Below are 24,101 nucleotides of genomic sequence, written 5' to 3' on the forward strand. Positions count from 1 at the left end.
GGTGTTCCTCATGCCAAAACAAACATCGGGTAAATATGAAAAAATTTTGCAGGCGGCCATAGAAGTCATTTCTGAAAAAGGCCTCGACAAGGCTTCTATTTCTGATATTGTCAAAAAGGCCGGCACTGCCCAAGGAACATTCTATTTGTATTTTTCATCTAAAAATGCCCTCATACCGGCCATTGCAGAAAATCTTCTCACCCATACACTTGATCAAATCAAAGGTAGGCTGCATGGGGACGAGGATTTTTGGACCGTTTTAGATATATTAATTGATGAGACATTTCTCATTACAGAACGCCATAAGGATATTATTGTCCTCTGTTATTCCGGGCTTGCGATCGACCACTCCATGGAAAAATGGGAGACGATCTATCAGCCTTATTATTCCTGGCTTGAACAAATCATCAACAAGGCCATTGCAAACCATGAGGTAACGGAAGGAATCAATTCAAAATGGACGGCCAGAACGATTATCAATTTGGTCGAGAATACTGCGGAACGATTCTATATCGGATTTGAACAAGATGAAAATGTTGAAGTGTATAAAAAGGAAATTTTCACTTTCTTAAAACGGAGCTTAGGTACTGCTTAAAAAATGACTGGGTAACACCGCTCATTTTTTAATGCCCTAAAAATGACTGACGTTCATTCATAAAATAGAGAGGTGTTTCATTTGAATTGGGTTCTTGTTTTTATTGCAGGGCTTTTAGAGGTTGTTTGGGCCTCTTCCCTCAAACATGCCGATTCGCTTTTGGATTGGATCATCATTTTTATCTTAATCGCGGTCAGCTTTATCCTGTTGATCCGCTCTTATCAAAAAATCCCGATGGCCGCCGCGTACACTGTGTTTGTGGGAATCGGAACCGTCGGAACATATCTGACTGGAATTGTTCTGGGCGAATCCTTCTCAGCAGCCCAAATGTTCTTTTTAGCTTTATTGCTGGCTGGCATTTTAGGAATGAAATTATTTACGAAAGAAAGCAAATCTCAGCCGGGAGGTGAACAATAATGGCATGGTTTTTATTAGTGATTGCCGGCATAGAAGAAATTATAGCTGCCATTGCCATGAAATATATAGACGGAACAAGAAAAAAATGGCCGATCATTGTGATGACTGTTGGATTCGGCTTATCCTTTTACTGTCTTTCCCAAGCGATGATGGTCCTGCCTGCCGGAGTCGCATATGCCGTCTGGACTGGCATTGGAAGCATTGGTGTTTCGGCGGTCGGGCTCATCTGGTTTAAGGAGCGGTTTCAGCTTTCACAGGTGATTTCACTTTGCCTTATCCTAGCCGGCGTTATCGGCCTGCGTCTTACGTCATCTTCATAAAATAAAGGCATATACAGCTGTATATGCCTTTGCCATTAAGCTTCGTGATGTTTTTGAAGATGAAGCGGCGGCGGGATGAGCCAGCCTTTGTTTTTTAGCAGCCTTAAGTATTTTGCGCCAGTTGCCGCTTTCGACATATGAAATTGCCCAAACATCATGGCAATATCCTCACGAATCGATTGCCCCATCATTTTGCTGCATGTCACAAGACCTGCAGCATTTTCTGCTGCCGCGGAGGCCGCCGCATCCGGATCGAGAAACCGTGCGCCAGGCGGAATATCGTTAAGATCTGCTGTCGGCGGTTCAGGAGAAGCCGGCGGCAGCGCCACCCCGTTTTCTTTCAGGATCGTGCTGACCTGTTTGATTTCATCTTGGCACTTCTCAATGGACTCACGAAGCAGCTTCTTCAGGTCGTCATCACCGACATGATTCAATAGCATTTGGTAATTGCCGACCATTTTATTGCCCGCCATCACATAACTCCACAAGCCGAATATCTCACCATAATGCATCGGTTCATCCTGCGGATTTCCGCTTAAAATACCCATGTTCATCCTCCTCGCAAATTCAATATCGCACACATTCCATAACGTGCCCGGTAGGAGGAAAATTTATGTTCCAGCGGGAGAGATTTATGAAACAAAACAAAAAAGACAAGAGCGGCAAAATGCCAAACCTCTTGTCTTTCCTCTTTTTATGTTCGCCTGCTAAACAGCCTTTTTTCTCAACCAGTTGATTCTAATTTTTTCATAAGCTTTTGAGCAATCTTCCTGTCAAACCCTCCAACAAGAATCTTTTTTCTTATCGTTTTTAGAGCCATGTACAGATTTTTTCCGTGTAAATATTCGATCGAAGTAAAAAGAAAAGTGAGATAAAAATGGGATAATGCATGATGAAATTGAATGATTAGGACAAGAGATGTTCATTCATCCATACAACAGACTCTAGATAAACATATACTGAATGATAGTTTTAATTTAGAAAGGAGAAACCAGCTTTGGCAAAATATCGGATTATGACCTTTGACGGCGGCGGTACCTTAGGTGCTTTAAGTTTACAACTGATAAACAGATTGGCTAGGCAAAACCCGAAGTTAATTAGTCGAACCCATGTATTTTCGGGAAATTCAATCGGTTCATTTACTGCCCTTGCATTAGCAAGCGGAAGATCTCCGAGGGAAACACTTCAGTATTTTGAGGATGAAATCCTGCCCGCATTCAGCATTTCCCGGCCAGGCGGACCTGTTTTCAACCAACAATTACCCTATTCCGGTTTTATTAAAGCGGTAAGAAATTTTTTCCCAGCAGATCTTCAACTTATAGATTTAAGAAAACGAATTGTTGTCCCATCATTCAAATTATACTCTCAAAAACTGGACCGTTGGACTCCTGTCTTATTTCACAATTTTCCCGGCTCTCCCTATTTAAATGAAAAAGTGAGTGATGTCATACTGCGGAGCAGCGGTGCTCCCGCGACGCAACGGGCCTATCAAAACTATGTGGATGGGTATGTAGTAGCAACGAACCCTAGTACAGCCAGTATCGCGTTTGCAGTTGGTAAAGCCAACGTGCCATTGGATCAAATTGCGGTATTGTCCATAGGAACAGGTGAAGCCCCGACCCGGTTAAGAAGAGATACGAAGGGATGGGGAATGGTAAGTGCAGATAACATCCGCCCCGAAAATCTGAAGAACCTTCCTCCAAATTGGGGAGTTCTTTTGGACAGGTCGCCTAATGAACCTTTACTGCCATTTCTTCAGATGATTGCTGGCGGTAATGGGTACTATGAATCCATGGTCAGCGCGAATCTTCTGGGAGATCGTTTTTTCCGGTTAGATCCGCGGATTCCGAACTTCTCCAAAACGGACCCTGCCGTCGTTCCCGCTGTCATTGAAATTGCGAACAATACCAACTTACAGCCTGCGATTCAATTTATAGAGAAGAACTGGGGGAGCAAATAAATTTTTATTTTAAAACTATTCTCGCTTATCCAATTTTGTCCGAGAGAAGATTCTCAAAATAAATACAGGCAATGGGTAAAAAGAATTTTTTTCTTCTTGTTTTGACAATAAAGTTGTTTACAAGTGTAATGTCTCTTTGGATTCCAACAAGTAAACAATATTTTTGTAAAGTATCAGTAAGAACCGGATTTCTTTTTAAGTGTTATTCAAAGCCAATAAGACAAATAAATAAATTCAAATTTCCTCTTTTAAAAATGGTGGTTCAAATCGTGGAATGATTGATTTGAAGTTTATTTCAAAACTCGAAGGTTTACTATGCCTCTTATTTCACACAAAAAAGACAAGAGCGGCAAATCGCCAAACCCTTGTCTTTCCTGTTGTTCTATTGGACGCGCTCGGAGGGATTCGAACCCCCGACAGACGTGGTACCGGAAACCACCGCTCTATCCAACTGAGCTACGAGCGCAGAATGACTGCGTTATGAGAACGTCAGCACAACTAATTATACGATAATTCCATTCAAATAACAACCCTCTATTTCGAGAGGCCGTTTTTTAAATAGACAAAGCATCTTAATTGGCAATCTGACATACGATGGTTTGAACCCCTGTATTTTTGGGGAAAATGGGAAAAAGAGACGACTTTGCATATCAGGCCAGCTTTTTGTTTGACCTTTATTGACCAAAAATGTATCATGTAACTACATACTTACCTAAAAGGTGAAGGAGGAGCATTATGAATTTAATACCTACAGTCATTGAACAAACGAACCGCGGGGAAAGAGCGTATGACATTTATTCTCGTCTATTAAAGGATCGTATCATCATGCTTGGATCTGCGATTGATGACAACGTTGCGAACTCCATCGTGTCACAGCTTTTATTCTTAGCAGCAGAAGACCCTGAAAAAGAAATTTCTCTTTACATCAACAGCCCGGGCGGCTCTATTACAGCCGGTATGGCGATCTATGATACCATGCAGTTTATTAAGCCGAAGGTATCTACAATTTGTATCGGTATGGCTGCGTCAATGGGCGCGTTCCTGCTTGCAGCCGGGGAAAAAGGCAAACGCTATGCACTTCCAAACAGTGAAGTCATGATTCACCAGCCTCTTGGCGGTGCGCAAGGTCAAGCGACAGAAATTGAAATTGCTGCGAAACGCATTCTCTTGCTTCGCGACAAATTAAACAAAGTCCTAGCTGAACGTACTGGCCAGCCGCTTGAAGTGATCGAACGTGACACAGACCGTGATAACTTCAAGTCTGCTGAAGAAGCGCTTGAATACGGCCTGATTGACAAAATTTTGACTCACACAGAAGACAAAAAGTAATAACACAACCTGCAAGAGCTGCGTCTCTTGCAGGTTTTTTTCATTTAAACACTTTTGATTCTAAACTGCTCCCATTCCTCGTGTAACAGCTCAAGTGTTAGATCACTCGTCTGCCTCACAACCAGATCAGCACCAAGCATCGGCTGTCCTTGACCGACACCAACCGCAAACATCCCCGCAGATTTGATTGCAGAAATGCCTGCTTCTGCGTCTTCTATTGCCGCGCAATCAGCAGGGGAAACATCGAGCATCGCTGCAGCTGTTAAAAAGATGTCAGGATCAGGCTTCCCCTTCGCAAGAGTCGTCGGATCAACAATAGCATCAAAATCATCGATAATTGCCAAACGTCTTAAAATCTTAGGAGCATTGCGACTTGAAGATGCTAACCCGATTTTTATATTTTCGTTTTTCAATTGACATAGGAGCCTGCCAATCCCCGGTAAAAGATCTTCCGGCGTCAATTTGCTGATCAACGTTTGATAATCGTGATTTTTCCGATGCATTAGTTCTTGTTTCTCCGCATTTGTATACTTTGTTTCCGCACCGCCAGAGATCAATATGCTTTCAAGTGACTCTTCTCTGCTGATTCCTTTTAGCCTTTCATTCATGTCTCTGTCAAAGGGGATATTGATTTGTTCTGCGATGTGCTTCCAAGCGAGAAAATGATATTCAGCAGTATCTGTTATCACTCCGTCTAAATCAAAAATGACCGCTTTCATATACTAATGCCCATCACAGCTTCATAAGGTTTGAGGCTAATACTCTTTAAGTCAGCCCGCTCCTGCGGATAGTTTGAAATCAGCACTTTCCAACGCTCATGAATCAGTTCTGGAGGCGCTTCGAACAGAGCCTTTTCTTCCGATAAATTCACAACGACAAGAAGCTTTTCCCCTTGATATTCTCGAAGGTAAGAAAAGACCTGCGGATCATTCTCCTGCAAAAGCTGATAATCGCCATATATCATAATCTTATATTGCTTTCGTAATTGAATGAGCTTCTGATAGTAAAAGAAAATCGAATCTTGATCTTTCAAGGACTCTTTCACATTGATATCTTGATAGCGGGAATTTACCGGTATCCACGGGTCTCCAGCTGTGAATCCCGCATGTTTTCCGGCATCCCACTGCATCGGTGTTCTCGCATGATCCCTTCCTTTTATCATCACGGCTTTGACAAACTCTTTTTCTGACATCGTTTTGTTTTCGACGACTAGTTCACGATATGCATTCTTTATTTCAAGATCATCATACATCTCCAGCGGCATATCGCTGTTGACCATGCCGATTTCTTCTCCCTGGTAAATAAACGGCGTTCCTTTCATGCCGTGCAAAACCGTTGCAAATGCCTTCGCACATTCCTTACGCAGTTTCCTGTCATTGCCCCAGCGGGAAATAACCCTCGGCTGATCATGGTTCTCAAAATAAAGGGTATTCCAGCCGACATTCATTAACCCGGTCTGCCACCTTGTCATCGTCTTTTTTAAAGCAATCAAATCAAACGGCTTGATCTGCCATTTCCCATTTGGCGAGTTTTGTTCTGTATCAATATCCATATGTTCAAATGTAAAGATCATATTCAGCTCTTGCCTGCTTGCATCTGTGTACTTTTTCGCCTCTTCAATATCAGAGCCGTTTGCCTCTCCGACTGTCATGCAGTCGTAATGAGAAAGCACTTCCCTGTTCATCTCTTGAATAAACTCATGAAGACGTGGGCCGTTAGAGTGATAACGGCCGACAATATAGCTGCGGCTGTGATCCGTTTCGTAGTCCGGAAAATCGGTGTATTTAGAAATAGAGCCGATCACATCCATCCGCCAGCCGTCAACGCCTCTATCCATCCAGAATCTCATTACATTATAAACTTCCCGGCGAACGGCTTCATTTTCCCAATTTAAATCAGGCTGTTTTTTCGAAAAGTAGTGCAAATAATACTGCCCTGTTCCTTCATCGTATGTCCACGCTGAGCCTGAAAAGATCGATCCCCAATTATTCGGCTCTGAGCCGTCCGGTTTAGGATCTTTCCAAAAATAATAATCCCGGTAAGGATTGTCCTTCGACTTGCGGCTTTCAGCAAACCAGGCATGCTCATCCGACGTGTGGTTCACGACCAAATCCATGACGATTTTCATTCCGCGTTTATGGACTTCATCAATCAACTGATACATATCTTCATTTGTCCCAAACTTTTCGTACATGTTTTTGTAATCGCTGATATCATATCCGTTGTCATCCTGCGGGGAATCAAATACCGGGGAGAGCCAGATGACATCCGCCCCGAGGTTTTTGATGTAATCCAGCTTTTGAATCACACCTTGCAAATCCCCGAATCCATCTCCATTGGCATCATAAAAACTGCGCGGGTAAATTTGATAAACGACAGCTTCTTTCCACCATTCACTCATTAGGCGTTCTCCTTTCACATCGTCCCTGTAGGACAACTGGTTCCTCATAAACGTTCATGTGCAGCGGCTCGCCTTTTACAAGCTCAAAAATAACGCGCTTTTCGTCAACCGTCACATTGATTAATCGATTTCGATAATTGATGTTGAATGAATATTCGTCCCATTCTTTCGGCAAAAACGGAGCAAATGACAGCGTCTCATTCGCGGTGCGCATGCCTGCAAAGCCATGAACGATTGCCAGCCAGCTACCCGTCATTGAAGTAATGTGCAAGCCTTCTTCCGTATCATGATTGTAATTATCAAGATCAAGCCTTGCTGTGCGCTTATATAATTCGAGCGCTTTCTTTTCCAGCTTGAGTTCGGCTGCGAGAATCGCATGGACAGAGGGCGATAGGCTTGATTCATGAACAGTCATCGGCTCATAAAATTCAAAGTTTCGCCGTTTTTCTTCTATTGTAAAACGGTCATTAAAAAGATAAATGCCTTGGAGAACATCTGCCTGCTTAATAAAATTGGAGCGGAGAATCTTGTCCCATGACCATTTCTGATAAAGAGGCCGCTCCGCTGGATCTAATTCGTCAACTGCTTGCAGATCTTTGTCCAAGAACGTGTCATGCTGAACGAAAATTTGCAGTTCTTCACTATACGGATAGTACATGTGCTGGATGATTTCTCTCCAGACTTTCAATTCTTCTTCCTGCACATCCAGATGGCGGCGTTTCTCCGCTGAGATACTTTCGAGACTTTGTAGAGTATACTCCAACGTCCAAGCCGCAATGACATTCGTATACCAATTGTTGTTAACGTTGTTTTCGTATTCATTCGGCCCTGTGACGCCATGGATCATATACTTGTTTTTTCGTTTCGAGAAGTGAACACGGTCGGCCCAAAATCTGCTGACTGCCACAAGTACGTCTATCCCGTATTCTTCCATATAGTCACAGTCGCCTGTATAATTGATATAATTGTAGATCGCATAACAGATCGCGCCATTGCGGTGAATTTCTTCAAAGGTGATTTCCCATTCGTTGTGGCATTCATCACCGGTGAACGTCACCATCGGATAAAGTGCCCCCTTCATCCCCAATTTTGCCGCGTTTCGTTCGGCAGCCTCCAACTGATGATAGCGATACAAAAGCAGGTTTTTCGTCACCTCCGGCTCGGCTGTCGCCAAATACATCGGAACGGCGTACGCCTCAGTATCCCAATATGCGGCACCTCCATATTTCTCGCCAGTAAATCCTTTCGGCCCGATATTCAAACGGGCATCGTCCCCGTAATATGTCGAGAATAACTGAAAGATATTGTAGCGGATTCCTTGTTGTAGCTCCTCATCTCCTTTAATTTCAATGTCCGCTTTTGCCCATCTTTCCTTCCATCGATCAGTGTGCCTCCGTTTTGCTTTTTCATAGCCGTTCTCAACCACATCCGCCAAAAGCTCCTTGGCTTTCGATAAAAGCTCTTCCTCCCGAAAATCACGGGAAGTCGTGACAATCACAAACTTTTTCAATGATGCTTTCGTTTGATAACTGTAGCGATTCTCGACATACATCCCGGCTGTTTGAGAGCTTTCACTGACAAAACCCTCCGTCTCGTTTGCCATTGCGGCTAAAACCGTGAAGCGCGGTGTTCCAAATGGATTTTCGATCGTTTTTGCCGCTAAATGGCCGCTGTGAGAATCAGCACCTTTCGCTTCCTCCTGCCAAAACTGTTCTTGGTAGTTGGAATCTTCATTTGCCACATTTCCATCCAGGTAAGGAACAAGCGTAATGACCGCATCTTCTGTCAGGCACTCCGCTTCATAATGAATCGCACAAAGTTCTTTTACAGCCAGGCTAAGAAATCGCTCCGATCTGAGTCTGACGGTTTTATCCTGAATGCGGACAACAGCGCTTCGCCGCAGAATCCCCTCTTTCATATTGAGCTCTACCTCAAATGATTCAATTGGATTTTGATAGAGATCGATTTTTTCACCGTCAACATATAAGCCTATGCCCATAAAGTTCATCGCATTGATCACTTTTCCGAAATATTCCGGATACCCGTTTTTCCACCAGCCGACTCGCGTTTTGTCTGGAAACCACACGCCGGCAATATATGTGCCTTGGTGACTGTCGCCTGAATAGCCTTCTTCAAAATTCCCTCTGACCCCCATATAGCCATTGGCAAGAGACATCAGGCTTTCCAGCAGACGTGTATGCTCCTTATTAAATGTATTTGTTTTGATTTTCCATTCATCAATCTCAAATAACTGCTGATTTATCATCATTTCCTCCCGAATGTAAGTTTCCATTATCACGGCGGGTTTTGGTCAAATATCTAAATGCAAAAGAGATCATCAAAGTAACGCCACACGAATGGATCATCAATACAGTAATCAAATCAAAATGAACCATGCCGATAGCAGCTGCCGCAAATGCCGGCAGTGCTGATGCGCAAATCGCTATAGAGGCCGCTTCCTTGAATGATGCAATAGAGACCATGTTTGATATTTTTGTGATCCAGAGGCCACCTGCAAGAACAAACGTTAACAAAAGCTGGATCATAGAAACCACCGTATATGCCAGCATCATGATCATCGGCTTATACTGTGCCAACCACAATGTATCGATCAAGTCCTCTACATCATGGACGTTTGGCTTCTCGAGCTTAACGTCCATTTTCGCATAGCCAACAGAAAACCCCGTTCCGTTTTGATCGGTGATCACCAGTTGATCAGGTTGAAATATGATGGCGTTTTCAAATCCAGTTACTTTCAATCGCCCATTTTCACCGCTTGTCTCATATTCATGCTTCATATCGACTGCCATCACATTCTGCCCATCTTCAATCCTCTCAGAGCTCTTCCCGCCTGTTAGTTTTCCGTTCCTGATTTGAAAACCCTGCAATTGATCAGCAAATTGATCATTAACCCCTTGAATCGCTGACGGCATGAAAGATGCAACGCTGAAGCGATCCATTTTCACAAACGAAACCGCTAACGGCGCCATTAAGCAGGCCGTTAAAAACATAAAGAGAAAAGAGAGCTGCAGCCAGCTGAAGGTATTCCCGTAACGGCAAACACCTGATGGGGATACAGCCGCCTTCAGGCAGCGGATGATAAAGCTTTTATTCTCCAGATTCTTCATTGGCATTACCCCTTTGTTCCGCCGGCTGTCAAACCGGACACAAAGTTCTTTTGGAGAAAAAAGAATAGAACGCATATCGGCAGTGCGGCTAGTATGGCACCGGCTGCAAATAGAGCTACTTTTTGCTGCTGCGGATTAGAAATAAAGGATTGTAATCCTACAGCGATGGTCAGCCTTTCCGGTGAGCGAAGCAGAAATTTCGCCAGCAAATAGTCGCCAAACGGTGCCATAAACGCCCAAAGCGCTTGTACCGCGAGCATTGGCTTAACAAGCGGCAGAACAATTGAAGCGAAAATCCTCAGATGTCCCGCTCCGTCAATTCGCGCGGCTTCATCAATTTCTCTCGGCACAGTATCAAAATAACCTTTCATCAGCCACGTGTTCATCGGAATTCCGCCGCCGATATAGATCGCTGTTAAAAACCAGTATTGATCGAGTGCGCCTATTAGCATCGCCAAGACATAAAAAGCAGTCAGCGCCGCCATTGTCGGCACCATTTGAATGATTAAAAAGAATATCAGGCTCTTTTTTCTGCCTGCAAACCGATAGCGGCTGTACGAGTACCCGGCAAGTGTCACGATTGTAACCTGCAAAACCATGACTAATAGCGCGATGACAAGTGTATTGCTGTACCAATTGAGATAAAGTGTTTCGTCAAATAGCCGCTTAAAATGATCCAATGTCCAAGAACCCGAAAAATCGAGCTGAAAAGCCGCCGAATTCCCCACACGGAAGGCTGATGATGCCGTAATCAGCAACGGATATATAATGACAATACTTAAAAGCGTCAAAAAGAAATACGTACAGATTTTATTAAGCATTCTGGCAGTGCTCGCGTTCACCTACATAACCTCCTCATTGCCAAAAGCATTCGATTTTTTGAAAGCAATCAGTGAAATTCCAATGACAATGAAAGAAATTAACAGTGTCACAGCCGCCGCAACGGAATATTGGGGTGATGTGCCTGTTGTCAGTTTATAAATCCACGAAATTAAGATATCGGTCGACCCGGCCCCGGCTCCCGCACTGCCTGGCCCTCCCTCATTAAATAAATAGATGATCGAGAAATTATTGAAATTAAACGTATACTGAGTAATCATCACGGGTGCTGTCGCAAATAAAATCATCGGAAATGTGATATGCCGAAAACGCTGAATAAAAGTGGCCCCGTCAATCTTTGCCGCTTCATACAATTCACCTGGAATCGCCTGAAGCACTCCCGTTACCATGACATAAATATATGGAAAGCCGAGCCACGTTTGAATCATAATGAGGGCTGTCTTTGTCCAGAAAGGATCGGTCTTCCACGCGATCGCAGGCAGCTCTACAAACGGCAGGTGATTGAATAGTGGAATCACCTGTGCATTCACCGCTCCTATGCTGTCGTTAAACATGTTGGAAAAACTCATGATTGTAATAAAAGCCGGAACAGCCCATGGAAATAAGAAAATCATTCGAAATATCCGCTTGCCTTTTATAAAATCCTGATTGACGAAAAGTGCCGTCACAATCCCTAAAATGATTTGCAGCGTTGTCGCGCAAATTGTCCAGATGACCGTCCAGCCCAGTACATTCACAAATGTTTCACGATAGGAGCCAAGGAAAAAAATATTCAAGAAATTTTTAAACCCGACCCAGTCAATCAGACGATTAGGCGGAATATGATAAAAATCATAGTTTGTTAATGCAACAAACAGAGTCACCAAAACCGGAAAGATAATCACAAACACCATCATGATATATGCCGGAAGTGTAAATAGATATGGAAACCCTTTATCGCCCGCATGACAGATCATATCCTTGGCTGTTGTATTGACTTCCAAACCCGCCGCTTTCATTGCGGCGGTCTTACGCGAATCATGAATATTAAAGATATAGAACATGAGGAAAATCATTGTCACGATCAATTGCAGCGTGCCTTCAATCAGCATAAACAGCGAGTGATCTTCACCAGGAACACTTCCCAATGTCATCAATCCGGTTAGCGCCTGTATACCGAAAACGCATAATTCAAAAGCAAACAAGCCTGTGATGGCAAGAAATAAGAGCCCCTTTGACAATTGCTGATTCGCAATCTGCCCAAGTCCTGGAATGATCGATAAAAGCCCTGCCTTTCGTTTTTGCTTTGCAAGTGTGCGATGTTTATTCATTTTTCCGCCCTCTATTCTTCCGGACGCTATCCCGCCGTTTTATTTCACATACTTTTCTTTAATATTTTCCTTTATGACGTTTACAGCATCATTCGCTGATGTTTGTGTGGATTTTTTTCCTGAAGCTGCATCAAAAATCAAACTTTCCGCCCCTGTCCATACTTCAGCCATTTCCGGAATATTTGGAGTCGGCGTTGCTGTTTCATATTGTTTAATCACAGCTGACGTCAGTTCATTCTTTTGCTCATCGGCTTTCTTCCTTGCAGCCGTGTTGGCCGGAACTTCGTTTGTATCCTCATAAAAAGCGTAAGCATTGGCATCATTTGCAGCATACTCAAGCCATTTTTCAGCCAGCTCGGGCTCTTTTGTATATTTTGAAGCTACCCAGCCCTTCCCGCCCGCAAAAGGGGCATATTCTTCTCCATTGGGCAATGTCGGAATGGGAGCCGCTCCGTAGTTCAATTTAGCCTCTTTATAGTTGGCAGCTGACCAAGGACCGCCAATGATCGCAGCCGCTTTGCCTTCTAAAAACATCTGCTGAATAAAGTCGTCTGCGCTTGAATTGTCTTGCATTCCTTTCGGCCAATATGTTTCAAACCATTTCTCCGCATATTTCACCGCTTCTACAGCTCCTTTATTGTTCAGGCCGATGTCCCCGGAATCTGTGCCGTTTTTTCCAAACACATATCCGCCGTATCCAGCCAATAAGCCGTACGACATATAAAAGTCAGTCCATTTTGCTAAAAATCCGGTTGATTTTCCTTTTTCCGAAGCAAACGCGAATCGAGGATCTTCCGTTAACTTTTCAAGGTCTTTAAATGTTTTTGGCGCTGTTTTTAAAAGATCTTTGTTGTAATACAAAATAAGTGTCTCAATGACTAGTGGCATTCCGTACACTTTGCCGTCAACTGTCACCTGCTGCATTTCTTTATCGCCAAAGCTTTTTGTATGAGATGGCTTAATGTCAAGCAGATGTCCTTGCTGTCCCAAACCGCCGATCCGGTCATATGCAGCAAGCATAACATCAGGCGCATTACCCGCCGGGCCATCAAGGGGAAGCGCCTCCAACTGTTCGAACATTTGCTTTTCAATAATTTTTACTGTGACATCATTCTCTTTTTCGAACTTTGTTTTTATGCTTTCAATGTATTCTTTATACGTTTCTTCGACAGACACAGTCAGCACCTTTTTGCCATCAGCGCTTGCTGGATTTTTTGAACTTGAGCAGGCGGCAAGGCCGATTGCCAGAAATGATGCCGCCAATATGGCGAACCCCTTTTTAAAAAGAACCATCTCTTTTCCCCCTTCTATTTACGAAACTATAACAATTGTATTGTCCTATAGAAAGCGGTTACAACAACTTTCGATTTGTTACCGATAACAGAATGTTATACAGGGGCGGCAGCACTCAAAATCAAAAATTCTCCCGGCTGAACGGCAATGACATCGTGATGCTGAAGCGGCTGCTCTGTCCATGCATCACAGATTTTCTTATTCCTATCAATATTCAACTCTCGTAAGCTGACATATTGAACCACATTCCCTTGATTAAAGAAATAAATCAGTATTTTTTCATCAAGAGTCCGTGAAAAGCTAATAAAATCGTTTTGGTCGTCCAGCAGATTCCACTCAAGATGTCCTTCAGTCAATAAAGTGCTTTCCTGCTTGCGTAAAGCAATTAACCGTTTCATAAATTGCAGCATGTCTTGGTTTTGCTTCTCCTTTTCCCAAACCATACATTTCCGGCATAATGGATCATTTTCGCCGTCCAGCCCGATTTCCGTTCCGTAATAAATGCATGGTGAGCCTGTCTGGGCAAACATAAAGGCCAGCAACGCGCGTGCTTTCTTCTCATCATTGCGGCATCTGGTCAAAAGGCGCTTTGTATCATGGCTATCCAGTAAATTAAACATCACCTCATTGGCCTGCTTCATTCCATTCATCAAATGTGCATTGACACGGTAGGCCATACGTGAGGCTGGGATCGTCCGGTCAGCAAAATATTCAATCATAGGCTCTGTAAAAGGGTAATTCATCGCCGCATGAAATTCATCCCCTCTAAGCCAGGGTTCGGCAGAATGCCAGATCTCACCTAAAATATAAACGTCAGGCTTTTCAGTAGATACAGCCTGTCTGAATGTCTTCCAAAACGCGTGATCCACTTCATTTGCGACATCCAAACGCCAGCCGTCAATGTCAAATTCCCGAATCCAGTACAAAGCAATATCAAGCAAATATTTCTGCACCTCGGGATTAGCCGTGTTTAGCTTCGGCATATCAGCTGTAAAAGCAAATTTGTCATAATTGTCGTCTGTGACGGGAAAAGAGTGAATATGGAACCAGTCCTTATAGCGGGATTGATCTCCGTTTTTGACGACATCCTGCCATTGCGGAGACGCGCTTCCTATATGGTTAAAAACCGCATCAAGCATAATTCTCATCCCCCGCTGATGCAGCTGGCTGACCAATGTACGAAAAAGCTCCGGATCCCCAAAATGCGGATCAATAGAAAAGTAATCCAGCGTGTCGTATTTATGATTAGAAGGTGCGGAAAAGATCGGCGTCAGATAAATGCCGTTCACCCCTAAATCCTCTAAATAATCAAGCTTGTCAACAATCCCTTGCAAATCTCCTCCAAAAAAATCATTGACGCCCGGGTCCTTGCTCCCCCACGGCAATGCATTCTTCGGTGACAAGTCTTCTCTTCCATTTGCGAAACGCTCCGGAAAAATTTGATACCAAACCGTTGACTTGACCCATTCAGGCGCTTGAAATGTATCAGCCTCGTGAACAAACGGAAATTTAAAGTAATAATGAATCGTTTCCAGTGTTTTTTCGTTATAAGGGCATACACCCGAACTTCCGAAAAAGATGTCTTCATGATCGTCTGTTACAACAAACGCATATTGTAAACGCCTAAATGGCGGCACCACTTCAGCAAACCAATAGTCATGCATTTCTGTAGCAGCAATTTTCCTCATCGGCTGCTCGTTTGCCGACCATTTGCCGTCGTTGTACTCATAGGGATCACCCCAAATGAATCGAATGTGATCTGCATCACCTTTTTTCGTCTGAATCTTGATATGCACAGTCCGCCCATCATAAGAATAAGCATCGGTGCTGAATGGCTGGTGGTGAATCGCTGCATATTCCATCATGTTTCCCCCTTTGATTTCCGTTTTATTGAAGCCGGCTCATAGTTTGAAAGTATCATGATGAAATTGTGGGAACAATCCTTTTCACCCTGTTACCGATAACAGAATACGGCGCTTACAGCGTTGATTCTCGTACAATTAACTCTGGTTCAAAAAATAGACTTCCTTGTGCAGCACCGTCTTCATTCATTTTTTTCAGCAACATTTTCGCACAGGCTTCCCCCATTTCAACAACAGGCTGTCTGACCGTAGTCAAGCGCGGCGAGGAGATGCGATCAAGAAACACACCGTCATTCCCGGTAACCGCAACGTCTTCTGGAATTCGCTTTCCAAGGGATTGCGCCGCACGAATGACGCCGAGCGCGATTCGATCAGATGCGCAGACAAATGCGGCCTGATTGTCCATGGATTTCAGCAGTTCTCTTGCAAGGTCTTCACTTTTCTTAGAACTGTTGTCGATCCGAAACATATTCGATTTTTTAAAGCTTTTATTCATTGCCCGTATATACCCCTGTTCTCTTGCACGTTCGAAAGGCTCATCTAAATCAATGCCAAAAAAGACAACTTCCCGCTCCCCCAGCCCCATAACATGGCGGGTTGCCATAAAAGTGCCTTTCTCGTTATTCACATCAATAAAGTCATAGCCCATTTCATTTTGCCCAAATACGACGAGCGGCTTCTCAAACGCTTTTATTACACCTTCAAAATCGGTCTTTCTCAAGCCGGTGGCAATAATGCCGTCACATTGGCCAATATTAAGAGAATTTCTTGTCACGAGCTGGAGAGCATAATGATTGCGATCCAGCTCCCTGCTGATTCCTGTCAGCAGGTTCATGTAATATGGTTCTGTCGTATCCATTTCCTCAAGTATCAATAGTTTCACAACCTGTGTTCTGTTTTGCACGAGCGCTCTCGCCGCATAATTAGGGATGTAATTCAGCTCTTTCATCGCAGAATGAACAAGCTTTTTCAATTCATCTGTCACTGTCTCAGGGTGATTGATCACTCGTGATACCGTCATTTTCGAAACATTTGCTTTTTTTGCCACATCTGACAATGTTGCCATTTTCATCCCCTCCTTATCTGTGCTTATTATCCAAACTAGTGATAAAGTCCTCTATTACTGTTAAATATACGATGCAGGCAAAAGAGAAATAAAAAAGAGATTTCCCTTAAGGAAACCTCACTTTGTTAAAAACACTCGATATTTCATGGATCATACGCTAGGTGGCAGACTCATTCTCTCCACTTCCATGAGAAAGTCTCTTTTTTAAATTTCTGTCCACTTTTTTTCTAAAATCGGATAAGAATAATTTTGCATTTGCTCAATTAACTCATCCGGCCGTGACGAGCTGTGAATCAGTTTTAGGTGCGATTCGTTAGAAAACCCTTCTTGAATGCTGTATTTCACCATTTTCATCATTGGTTCAAAATATCCGTTTACATTGTACAGTCCGATTGGCTTTTGGTGGATGCCGATCTGTGCCCAGCACAGCACTTCAAATAATTCTTCATATGTACCGAAGCCGCCCGGCATCGAGATAAAGCCGTCCGCCAGCTCGCTCATTTTAGCCTTTCGTTCATGCATCCCGTTTACTTCAATCAGCTCAGTCAGGTTTTGATGGACAACCTCCCCGCTGAACAAACCGCTCGGCATGACCCCGATTGCAGTTCCGCCGTTTTCCATAATCGCGTCAGCAATCGTGCCCATCAAGCCTACGCGGGAGCCCCCATAGACAAGGCCGATTCCCTGCTCAGCCATATACACGCCAAGCTCTGCCGCTTTTCTTTTATAAGCTTCATTTCCCCCAGGGTTTGATCCCGCAAATACACAAATGGTTTTCATCTTGTCATCTCCGCATCTATATATCGTGTTAAACATTCAAAAACACACTATATATTGTCCCATCTTCATGTGATAATATCAATATGAAATACATAAAGAATGCAGGAGTGATGAGGTTGCAGCTGGCTGATGCAGAAAAATGGATGAAAGAGTTTTACGAAAAAAGAGGCTGGACAGAATACGGACCTTTTATTCGCGTCGGCTTTTTAATGGAGGAAGCCGGAGAACTGGCCCGGGCTGTCAGGGCGTATGAAATCGGCAGAGACCGGCCGGATGAGAAAGAATCGTCACGCGCTGAGCAAAAACAAGAATTGATTGAAGAAATGGGAGATGTCATCGGAAATATCGCCATTCTTGCTGATATGTATGGTGTCTCTTTAGAAGACGTCATGAAGGCCCACCAAGAAAAACTGACAAAACGATTTGAGCATGCATAAAAAAGCGGCCGCGATGGCCGCTTTTTTTAACCTGTGATTTCATCATGGTGATCAAAGAAATGCTGCTTTCCTATTTTGTGAAAAAGGCCTGTTTTATGCAGCAGCTCCTTCGGCTGCGATTGCAATCCTACAATCATCAGCTTTCCATTGTGGCGTTTAATTCGATTCATAATGTTCCCAAGCACCGCTTCAGCTGACGTATCCATATAGTGCACCTTATTCATGAGCAGAATGAGGGTTTTCGGTTTTTTCTGTACATGCTCCAGCAATGACGATTCAAGGGAATCAATTGACCCGAAAAACAGCGGCCCTTCTATGGCATACATGCTGACAGATGGATCTTCTCTCTTCGCCAGAACAGGATGCGATTCCTGATTGTGGATGCGGGTCGCTTCGCTCATTCTTCTGATAAAGAATACAAAAGCGAGCAGCAATCCGGTTGCCACACCGATGATTAAGTCAAACAGAACCGTAAGGGCGAAGGTCGCCGCCAAAATAAAGGAATCAGCGTTTTTCAGTCTCAGCATGTTTGCGACTTCCTTGCGCTCACTCATATTCCATGCGACCACCATGAGAATCGGTGCCATACTGGCGAGCGGCACATGGGACGCATAAGGCGCAAATACAAGCAGGACAAGGAGAACGACTACGCCGTGAACGACGCCGGAAACTGGGGAAACCGCTCCGTTTTTTATATTGGTCGCCGTTCTCGCAATCGCTCCTGTAGCCGGGATTCCGCCAAACAGGGGCGCTGCCATATTCGCAATCCCCTGGCCGACAAGCTCCTTGTTGCTGTCATGCTTTGAGCCCTTCATGTTATCAGCGACCATTGCGGACAAAATCGACTCAAGTCCTCCAAGAAGCGCGATGACAAGCGCAGCCGGAAACAGCATGACCATTTTATCCAAAGTAAACTCAGGAAACTGAAATTCAGGCAAATGGCGGGGGATTTCTCCATAAGTTGACCCAATCGTTGCCATGCGGTCAGGGAAAAAGACAACCGCGACCACTGTGGAAATAAGAAGCGCCAACAAAGCGCCCGGCACTTTAGGCATCACCTTGGCGGATACAAGCAAAATGACGAGCCCGATCACAGCTGTCAAAATGGCATACACGTTAAAGGTGCCGAGCTGCTGTACAATTTCAAACATGTTGTGGTGAAAGTTCTCATGTTTTTCAACATTTCTCAATCCGAGAAAATTAGCGATTTGTTCCGTAAAGATTAACACGGCAATTCCTGCTGTAAAACCGACGATAACGGGTTTAGGCACAAATTTCATTATTTTTCCGAGCTTAAACAGCCCAAACAGCACCAGCATTACCCCTGCCATAAACCCCGCAATCAGCAGATTCTCTAATCCGTACTGCATGATAATGCCGAACAGTATCGGGACAAAGGCGCCTGTCGGACCGCCAATCTGATATTTAGATCCCCCGAACAAAGAGATACAAATCCCCGCTATAACAACAGTGTACAGCCCGTATTCGGGCTCGACTCCCGAGGCAATGGCAAACGCCATTCCTAAAGGAATTGCCACGACACCTACTACGATACCTGCAATTAAGTCTTTCTGAAATTTCTGTAAATTGTATCCCTTGAATCTCCCTGAGAATCGCATATTTTGTTATAACCTCCCTTATGAGTGATTGTTTATTAGCTCAGTTTCATAACCGTTAATGACCACATCAAGTTTTCCTGTTTCAGGGTGAATGACAAGCCCGTGAACCGGCACTTTTTTTGGAAGCAGCGGATGGTTCTTAATCATGTTCACACTGTGGGAAACGCTTTCTTCCACGCTGTGAAAACCAGTCAGCCACGTTTTCAAATCGAGTCCGGCACTCGTCAGCAAATTCAGGCAGCTATCCTCCACCCCGCGTTCCTTTGCTTTCTCAAGAATCGAGGACGCATTTAGCCCTGACATTCCGCATTCATGATGGCCGACAATGCATACCTCTTCAGCCTGCAATTCATAAATCGCGACCAGTATGCTTCGCATCACGCTTCCAAATGGGTGAGAAACGATGGCTCCCGCGTTTTTTACAATTTTAGCATCACCGTTTCTAAGCCCCATTGCTTGCGGAAGAAGTTCTGTAAGCCTTGTATCCATACAGGTGACAATGACGAGCTTTTTCGAAGGAAACTTTGTCGTTTTGTACGGTTCATACTTCTTCTCACTGACAAACCGCTGATTGTGTTCCAAAATTGATGTTAAAGAAACCATTTGATTCATCTCCCATCCATATGATTTTGCAAGCCTTCTTACCCAGCTTACAGTAAGGAATTATAGCATAGGAATAAGCCAAGAAAAGGCTTTCAGAAAAAGACACTATAATTGGACTGTATAATCAAAACATAAACATTTATATCTTTCAAAGATAATAAAATTTATATTTAATGAATCCTATAATCCGGCTGCAGCTCGCATATTGATGATTTGTCTGACAAAAAATATGGGTGAATTCTGATAATTAAAAAACTTTTTTAAGCAGATTTAGCTGTTCGATCTTCATTTTAAGTTCAAAAGAACCAGAAAATAAAAAGAACGCAGCTATATTTTTAACATCTATTTATTTCCGATATAATGAAACAGACAACAGCCATAAAGGGGGAGCCTTGTTGAAACCATTTGTATTTATCACAAAACCGATTCCTGAAGAGATTGAAGCATTCATCGGTGAACATTGCCGTTATGAAGTATGGCAGGAGGATACGCTTCCGAGTGACGTGCTATTTGAAAAATTAAAAGATGCGGACGGAATTTTAACGTCAGGGACTTCCGGGCCGTCAATCAATCGTGAGTTGCTGGAACACGCGCCTAAGCTCAAAGTGGTCAGCAACCAATCAGTAGGCTACGATAACTTCGATATAGAAGCAATGAAAGAAAGAGGAGTCGTCGGCACTCATACACCTTATACACTGGATGACACAGTTGCAGATCTGGCTTTTTCACTGATTCTGTCTTCCGCCAGACGTGTTGCCGAACTGGACCGTTTTGTCAGAGCAGGAAAATGGGGAACCGTGGAAGAGGAAGCGCTTTTCGGAATTGATGTTCATCATCAAACGTTAGGCATTATCGGCATGGGCAGAATTGGAGAACAAGCAGCGAGACGCGCCAAATTTGGTTTTGATATGGAAGTGCTTTATCATAACCGACATCGCAAACAAGAAACAGAAGACAGCATCGGCGTTAAATATGCAGAGCTTGATACATTGCTGGAGCAATCTGATTTTATTCTTCTCATTACGCCGCTGACTGATGAAACCTATCACATGATAGGAGAACGCGAATTTAAGTTGATGAAGGATTCAGCAATTTTCGTCAATATTTCCCGGGGAAAGACAGTCGATGAAAAAGCACTGATTCGCGCTCTTCAGGAAGGCTGGATCAGGGGAGCCGGCTTAGATGTATACGAAAAAGAGCCTGTCACCCAAGATAATCCGCTTCTGCAGCTGGATAATGTCACGCTGCTTCCTCATATCGGTTCAGCAACAGCTAAAGTGCGCTTCAACATGTGCAAACAGGCCGCCGAAAATATGATTGCAGCCATTCAAGGACAAACACCGAAAAATCTCACAAGAGAATTTCAATAAATCAAAAATCCGGTCTGATAACAGACCGGATTTCTATTACATACGCTGAAGAACAGCACGCTTATAAATATGGCGGGTGACGATATAATAAACAGCCTGGAATACAAAATAAATGAAGATGACAATTACGGCCTCAAGAAATAAATTGGAATTCAGCATATTACTTAACGCTGCATACGCAAAGCCGGCGTGAATCGTACCTGCGATAAATGGGATGAAGAATAAAAATCCTATTTGCTTTCCAAGGATCGAGTGAATCTCTTTGTCCGTAACCCCTATCCTTTTTAACGCTAACACCTGCACTCTCGTATCTTCTATTTCCGTAAACATCCGCAAATACAGCATGCTTCCTTGCACGATAAAAAACAGCACGCTGACAAACAGACCAATAAACAGCATTAATGCAACTCCCTGCTTCACAATTTGATAACTAGGAGCACGTGTTTGAAAATCAGATGTATGTTCTTTCGGCACCATATTTTCAAGCTTTTCAGAGACATCCACCGTCTCCTGCCAATGCTCAAGCTCATAACCTACCAATCTCATCTGTTCCTTCAGCGGCACATCCTGTGACAGACTGTCAAAGCTCTTTTCGCTGACAACCAATAAACGGCTGACTCCATCGACAGACATCAATATCCCTTTGTTTTGCTGCTTTTTCATGACGTAGGAAAGGGTTTTTCCTGACTTCATATGAAATGCTGCTGTTTCCCCTTCTCCAAATGTGTCTTTCACCATCATTTGAAAAGAAACATTAATAAATGCTTCGTTTTCTTGTAAATGAATAACTGGGAACCCTTTTTCCTTTGCGATTTGATTATAGACTTTTTCTGAAATCAGCAAAGCTTCCGCTTCCATCTTCTTATTTCCATACGGCAAGTTTGACTGAAAAGTGACAGGAATCCCTGTGGCATCCACCTTATACTTGATAACAGCATGAGCTTTTTTCAATGTATTCTCAGCCGTCTCAGGCTTCATGACCTGAAAGCGGGAAGCATCCTTTTCCACCCAGGAAACAGACTGAGGAATGCTTTGCTCCTCCTGCCTTTGTAAATCGGAATAAAACATATAGATGACACCTGTAGCTGTTAATATGACCGCTGTAATGACAGAGGTTAAAAACAGCATGCGTGCATGATCCTTCAGCCTGAATATCATGTTGGAACGCACAATGATATTCGTGCCTTTGTAGAAGCTGTGTTTCTTTCGGTACAGCATGCGGAAAAACGCCACACTGCTTTGTGTAAAGAAGAAATACGTGCCAACTAACACTAAAATCAAAATTGGAAAAACCCGAAACATCATGTCAATTGCATTGGCTGTTGCAGATAAGTAATAACCGCTGCCAAGACATAGCAAAGACAATACAGTGAGCCATTTTGAATAAACCGGCAAGCTTTTCGGCTTTTTGGCCGATTTAATCAGTTCAATGATTTCCAGCCTCCGAATCCGTCCCAGTGATAAAATGAGCAGCGTCTGAAACAGGATGAGAAAGCCGGCAATTGTCATCACAAACGCTTTCGGCACAATGGCAAACGAAATCGGCACCTTCACGCTGAGCATCCATGTCATGATCATAAAAAACAGTTTTGAAAATAACAGGCCTGCTCCAATGCCGGCCGCAATCGCCGCAAGAGAAATAAGTGACTGCTCATAATAAATCATCTTGCGAAGCTGCTGCTTTGATGTGCCAAACAGTGTCAGCAGCCCAAACTCTTTCTTTCTTGCCTGCAAAAACGCTGAATTGGAATATGTGATGAAAAATATACAAAACACAATGATGACGACAAGAGCTGCGCTCAAGCATGTTTTGACAAGGCTTCCGCCATATATATTGTCTTCATTGACATCAGGATGAAAAATAAATGATGTGAAGACAAAAAACACCGAAACGGCAAACACACAGCTTAAAAAGTAGGCCACATACCGTTGCAGATTCCCAAGAATGTTTTTACGGGCGATGGTTCTCAAATTCATGAAAATCGCCTCCTAACACACTCAAGGTATCCAATATACTTTGATAAAACACCTGCCTGTTTGTTCCTCTGTGAATCTCTGAAAAGAAACGTCCGTCTTTAATAAACACAATCCGTTTACAGAAACTTGCTGCTGTAGCATCATGCGTAACCAACAGAATCGTCGCTTCCTTTTCCTCATTCAGATGAGCCAGTGTGTTCATCACTTGCTTTGCCGATTTTGAGTCGAGGTTTCCTGTCGGTTCATCGGCAAGAATGAGCGCCGGATTGTGAATAATCGCTCTGGCACAGGCTGCCCGCTGCTGCTGTCCGCCCGACACCTCATATGTGCGGTGATCGAGAATATGCTTGATTTGCAGCGTATCCGCCAGTTCATCCAATCGGGCTTCCATTTCTCTTAGCTTTACCTTATCCAATGCGAGCGGCAAGAGAATATTTTCACGAATCGTCAGCGTATCAAGCAGATTAAAATCCTGAAAGACGAAGCCGAGTTCTCTTCTGCGAAACAGAGCCAGCTCTTGGTCCTTTAACGTTTTCGGCTGAATGCCGTTGATCATCATCTCGCCCTGGGTCGGCTTATCAATGGTAGCCAGCAAATTCAGGAGCGTGGTTTTTCCGCTTCCCGACGGCCCCATAATCCCGACAAATTCTCCTTTTGACACACTGAGATCAAAGGCGCTGAGCGCTTGGTATGATATTGTTCCTTTATTTGAATAGTACGTTTTCGATAGGTTCGTTGTTTGCAACACGTTCATGTTCTGCTCCTCCTTTTTCTTTATTATAAAAAGGAAGTCA

Annotated in this window: 22 protein-coding genes and 1 tRNA gene; 7 read left to right on the forward strand and 16 right to left on the reverse strand. The window is 43.6% G+C overall.

The annotated features are described in order from the left end of the window. The first annotated feature begins 10 nt into the window (after positions 1 to 10). The 3 genes from NYE53_RS17330 (at position 11) to NYE53_RS17340 (ending at position 1,332) form a co-directional block, all read left to right on the forward strand. The gene (locus NYE53_RS17330) at positions 11 to 595 is read left to right on the forward strand and encodes a TetR family transcriptional regulator (RefSeq protein ID WP_003228226.1); all 585 of its coding nucleotides are present in this window, start codon (positions 11 to 13) and stop codon (positions 593 to 595) included. Between the two features lie 81 nt (positions 596 to 676). After that, entirely contained in the window at positions 677 to 1,012 is a 336-nt protein-coding gene (locus tag NYE53_RS17335) for an SMR family transporter (protein WP_014480966.1), read from the forward strand. After that, positions 1,012 to 1,332 (forward strand): QacE family quaternary ammonium compound efflux SMR transporter, encoded by a 321-nt coding sequence (locus tag NYE53_RS17340; protein WP_021480661.1) that lies wholly within the window; start codon positions 1,012 to 1,014, stop codon positions 1,330 to 1,332. Before NYE53_RS17335 ends, NYE53_RS17340 begins: the two co-directional genes overlap by 1 nt. Before the next feature lie 35 nt (positions 1,333 to 1,367). Here the strand turns inward: NYE53_RS17340 and NYE53_RS17345 are convergent, their stop codons facing one another. Then, entirely contained in the window at positions 1,368 to 1,880 is a 513-nt protein-coding gene (locus NYE53_RS17345; RefSeq protein ID WP_339245895.1) for a DUF3231 family protein, read from the reverse strand. Positions 1,881 to 2,329: 449 nt separating this feature from the next. Between NYE53_RS17345 and cotR the strand changes: the two genes are divergently transcribed. Beyond that, a complete protein-coding gene (gene cotR / locus NYE53_RS17350; protein ID WP_123373762.1) occupies positions 2,330 to 3,292 on the forward strand; it encodes a sporulation hydrolase CotR in 963 nt (320 codons plus the stop codon). A gap of 390 nt (positions 3,293 to 3,682) precedes the next feature. On the opposite strand, the gene NYE53_RS17355 is transcribed toward cotR, so the two are convergent. After that, positions 3,683 to 3,758 (reverse strand) — tRNA-Arg (locus tag NYE53_RS17355). 269 nt (positions 3,759 to 4,027) lie between these two features. On the opposite strand from NYE53_RS17355, the gene clpP reads away from it, so the two are divergent. Beyond that, a complete protein-coding gene (gene clpP / locus NYE53_RS17360; RefSeq protein WP_003228214.1) occupies positions 4,028 to 4,621 on the forward strand; it encodes an ATP-dependent Clp endopeptidase proteolytic subunit ClpP in 594 nt (197 codons plus the stop codon). Positions 4,622 to 4,665: 44 nt separating this feature from the next. On the opposite strand, the gene pgmB is transcribed toward clpP, so the two are convergent. From pgmB to NYE53_RS17410, 10 genes are all read right to left on the reverse strand, one after another. Beyond that, a complete protein-coding gene (gene pgmB / locus NYE53_RS17365; protein ID WP_249850835.1) occupies positions 4,666 to 5,340 on the reverse strand; it encodes a beta-phosphoglucomutase in 675 nt (224 codons plus the stop codon). Continuing rightward, a complete protein-coding gene (gene malL / locus NYE53_RS17370) occupies positions 5,337 to 7,022 on the reverse strand; it encodes an oligo-1,6-glucosidase (protein ID WP_339245900.1) in 1,686 nt (561 codons plus the stop codon). The genes pgmB and malL overlap by 4 nt, the downstream gene beginning before the upstream one ends. After that, positions 7,015 to 9,288: a maltose phosphorylase gene (gene mdxK / locus NYE53_RS17375; RefSeq protein ID WP_339245903.1), complete on the reverse strand. Its 2,274-nt coding sequence runs from the start codon at positions 9,286 to 9,288 to the stop codon at positions 7,015 to 7,017. Before mdxK ends, malL begins: the two co-directional genes overlap by 8 nt. After that, positions 9,266 to 10,150 carry a DUF1189 domain-containing protein gene (locus tag NYE53_RS17380; protein ID WP_251188192.1) on the reverse strand — a complete coding sequence of 295 codons (885 nt, stop codon included), beginning with the start codon at positions 10,148 to 10,150 and terminating at the stop codon, positions 9,266 to 9,268. Before NYE53_RS17380 ends, mdxK begins: the two co-directional genes overlap by 23 nt. Before the next feature lie 5 nt (positions 10,151 to 10,155). Next, a complete protein-coding gene (gene mdxG / locus NYE53_RS17385; RefSeq protein WP_251188193.1) occupies positions 10,156 to 10,992 on the reverse strand; it encodes a maltodextrin ABC transporter permease MdxG in 837 nt (278 codons plus the stop codon). Beyond that, positions 10,993 to 12,300 (reverse strand): maltodextrin ABC transporter permease MdxF, encoded by a 1,308-nt coding sequence (gene mdxF / locus NYE53_RS17390; RefSeq protein WP_339245909.1) that lies wholly within the window; start codon positions 12,298 to 12,300, stop codon positions 10,993 to 10,995. Between the two features lie 39 nt (positions 12,301 to 12,339). Further along, on the reverse strand, positions 12,340 to 13,593 hold the full coding sequence (mdxE, locus tag NYE53_RS17395; RefSeq protein ID WP_327828555.1) for a maltodextrin ABC transporter substrate-binding protein MdxE: 1,254 nt from the start codon (positions 13,591 to 13,593) through the stop codon (positions 12,340 to 12,342). Between the two features lie 95 nt (positions 13,594 to 13,688). Beyond that, entirely contained in the window at positions 13,689 to 15,458 is a 1,770-nt protein-coding gene (mdxD, locus tag NYE53_RS17400; protein WP_339245913.1) for a maltogenic alpha-amylase, read from the reverse strand. Positions 15,459 to 15,570: 112 nt separating this feature from the next. Continuing rightward, entirely contained in the window at positions 15,571 to 16,521 is a 951-nt protein-coding gene (locus NYE53_RS17405) for a LacI family DNA-binding transcriptional regulator (protein ID WP_339245916.1), read from the reverse strand. 204 nt (positions 16,522 to 16,725) lie between these two features. After that, the gene (locus NYE53_RS17410) at positions 16,726 to 17,301 is read right to left on the reverse strand and encodes a TIGR00730 family Rossman fold protein (RefSeq protein ID WP_003228180.1); all 576 of its coding nucleotides are present in this window, start codon (positions 17,299 to 17,301) and stop codon (positions 16,726 to 16,728) included. Positions 17,302 to 17,417: 116 nt separating this feature from the next. On the opposite strand from NYE53_RS17410, the gene NYE53_RS17415 reads away from it, so the two are divergent. Further along, the gene (locus NYE53_RS17415) at positions 17,418 to 17,738 is read left to right on the forward strand and encodes a MazG-like family protein (protein WP_003242570.1); all 321 of its coding nucleotides are present in this window, start codon (positions 17,418 to 17,420) and stop codon (positions 17,736 to 17,738) included. Between the two features lie 26 nt (positions 17,739 to 17,764). Here the strand turns inward: NYE53_RS17415 and NYE53_RS17420 are convergent, their stop codons facing one another. Together NYE53_RS17420 and NYE53_RS17425 are read right to left on the reverse strand one after the other, a co-directional pair. After that, positions 17,765 to 19,357, reverse strand: a complete 1,593-nt coding sequence (locus NYE53_RS17420; RefSeq protein ID WP_049140406.1) for a SulP family inorganic anion transporter — start codon at positions 19,355 to 19,357, stop codon at positions 17,765 to 17,767. A gap of 18 nt (positions 19,358 to 19,375) precedes the next feature. Continuing rightward, entirely contained in the window at positions 19,376 to 19,969 is a 594-nt protein-coding gene (locus NYE53_RS17425; protein WP_076457546.1) for a carbonic anhydrase, read from the reverse strand. A gap of 383 nt (positions 19,970 to 20,352) precedes the next feature. On the opposite strand from NYE53_RS17425, the gene NYE53_RS17430 reads away from it, so the two are divergent. Further along, positions 20,353 to 21,330 carry a D-glycerate dehydrogenase gene (locus tag NYE53_RS17430; RefSeq protein WP_339245921.1) on the forward strand — a complete coding sequence of 326 codons (978 nt, stop codon included), beginning with the start codon at positions 20,353 to 20,355 and terminating at the stop codon, positions 21,328 to 21,330. 36 nt (positions 21,331 to 21,366) lie between these two features. On the opposite strand, the gene psdB is transcribed toward NYE53_RS17430, so the two are convergent. Then, positions 21,367 to 23,307 (reverse strand): lantibiotic ABC transporter permease PsdB, encoded by a 1,941-nt coding sequence (gene psdB, locus NYE53_RS17435; RefSeq protein WP_339245924.1) that lies wholly within the window; start codon positions 23,305 to 23,307, stop codon positions 21,367 to 21,369. Next, on the reverse strand, positions 23,282 to 24,061 hold the full coding sequence (psdA, locus tag NYE53_RS17440; protein ID WP_251188199.1) for a lantibiotic ABC transporter ATP-binding protein PsdA: 780 nt from the start codon (positions 24,059 to 24,061) through the stop codon (positions 23,282 to 23,284). Before psdA ends, psdB begins: the two co-directional genes overlap by 26 nt. Positions 24,062 to 24,101 lie beyond the last annotated feature (40 nt).

Source organism: Bacillus sp. FSL R5-0523, from assembly GCF_037975295.1.
Lineage (GTDB): Bacteria > Bacillota > Bacilli > Bacillales > Bacillaceae > Bacillus > Bacillus subtilis.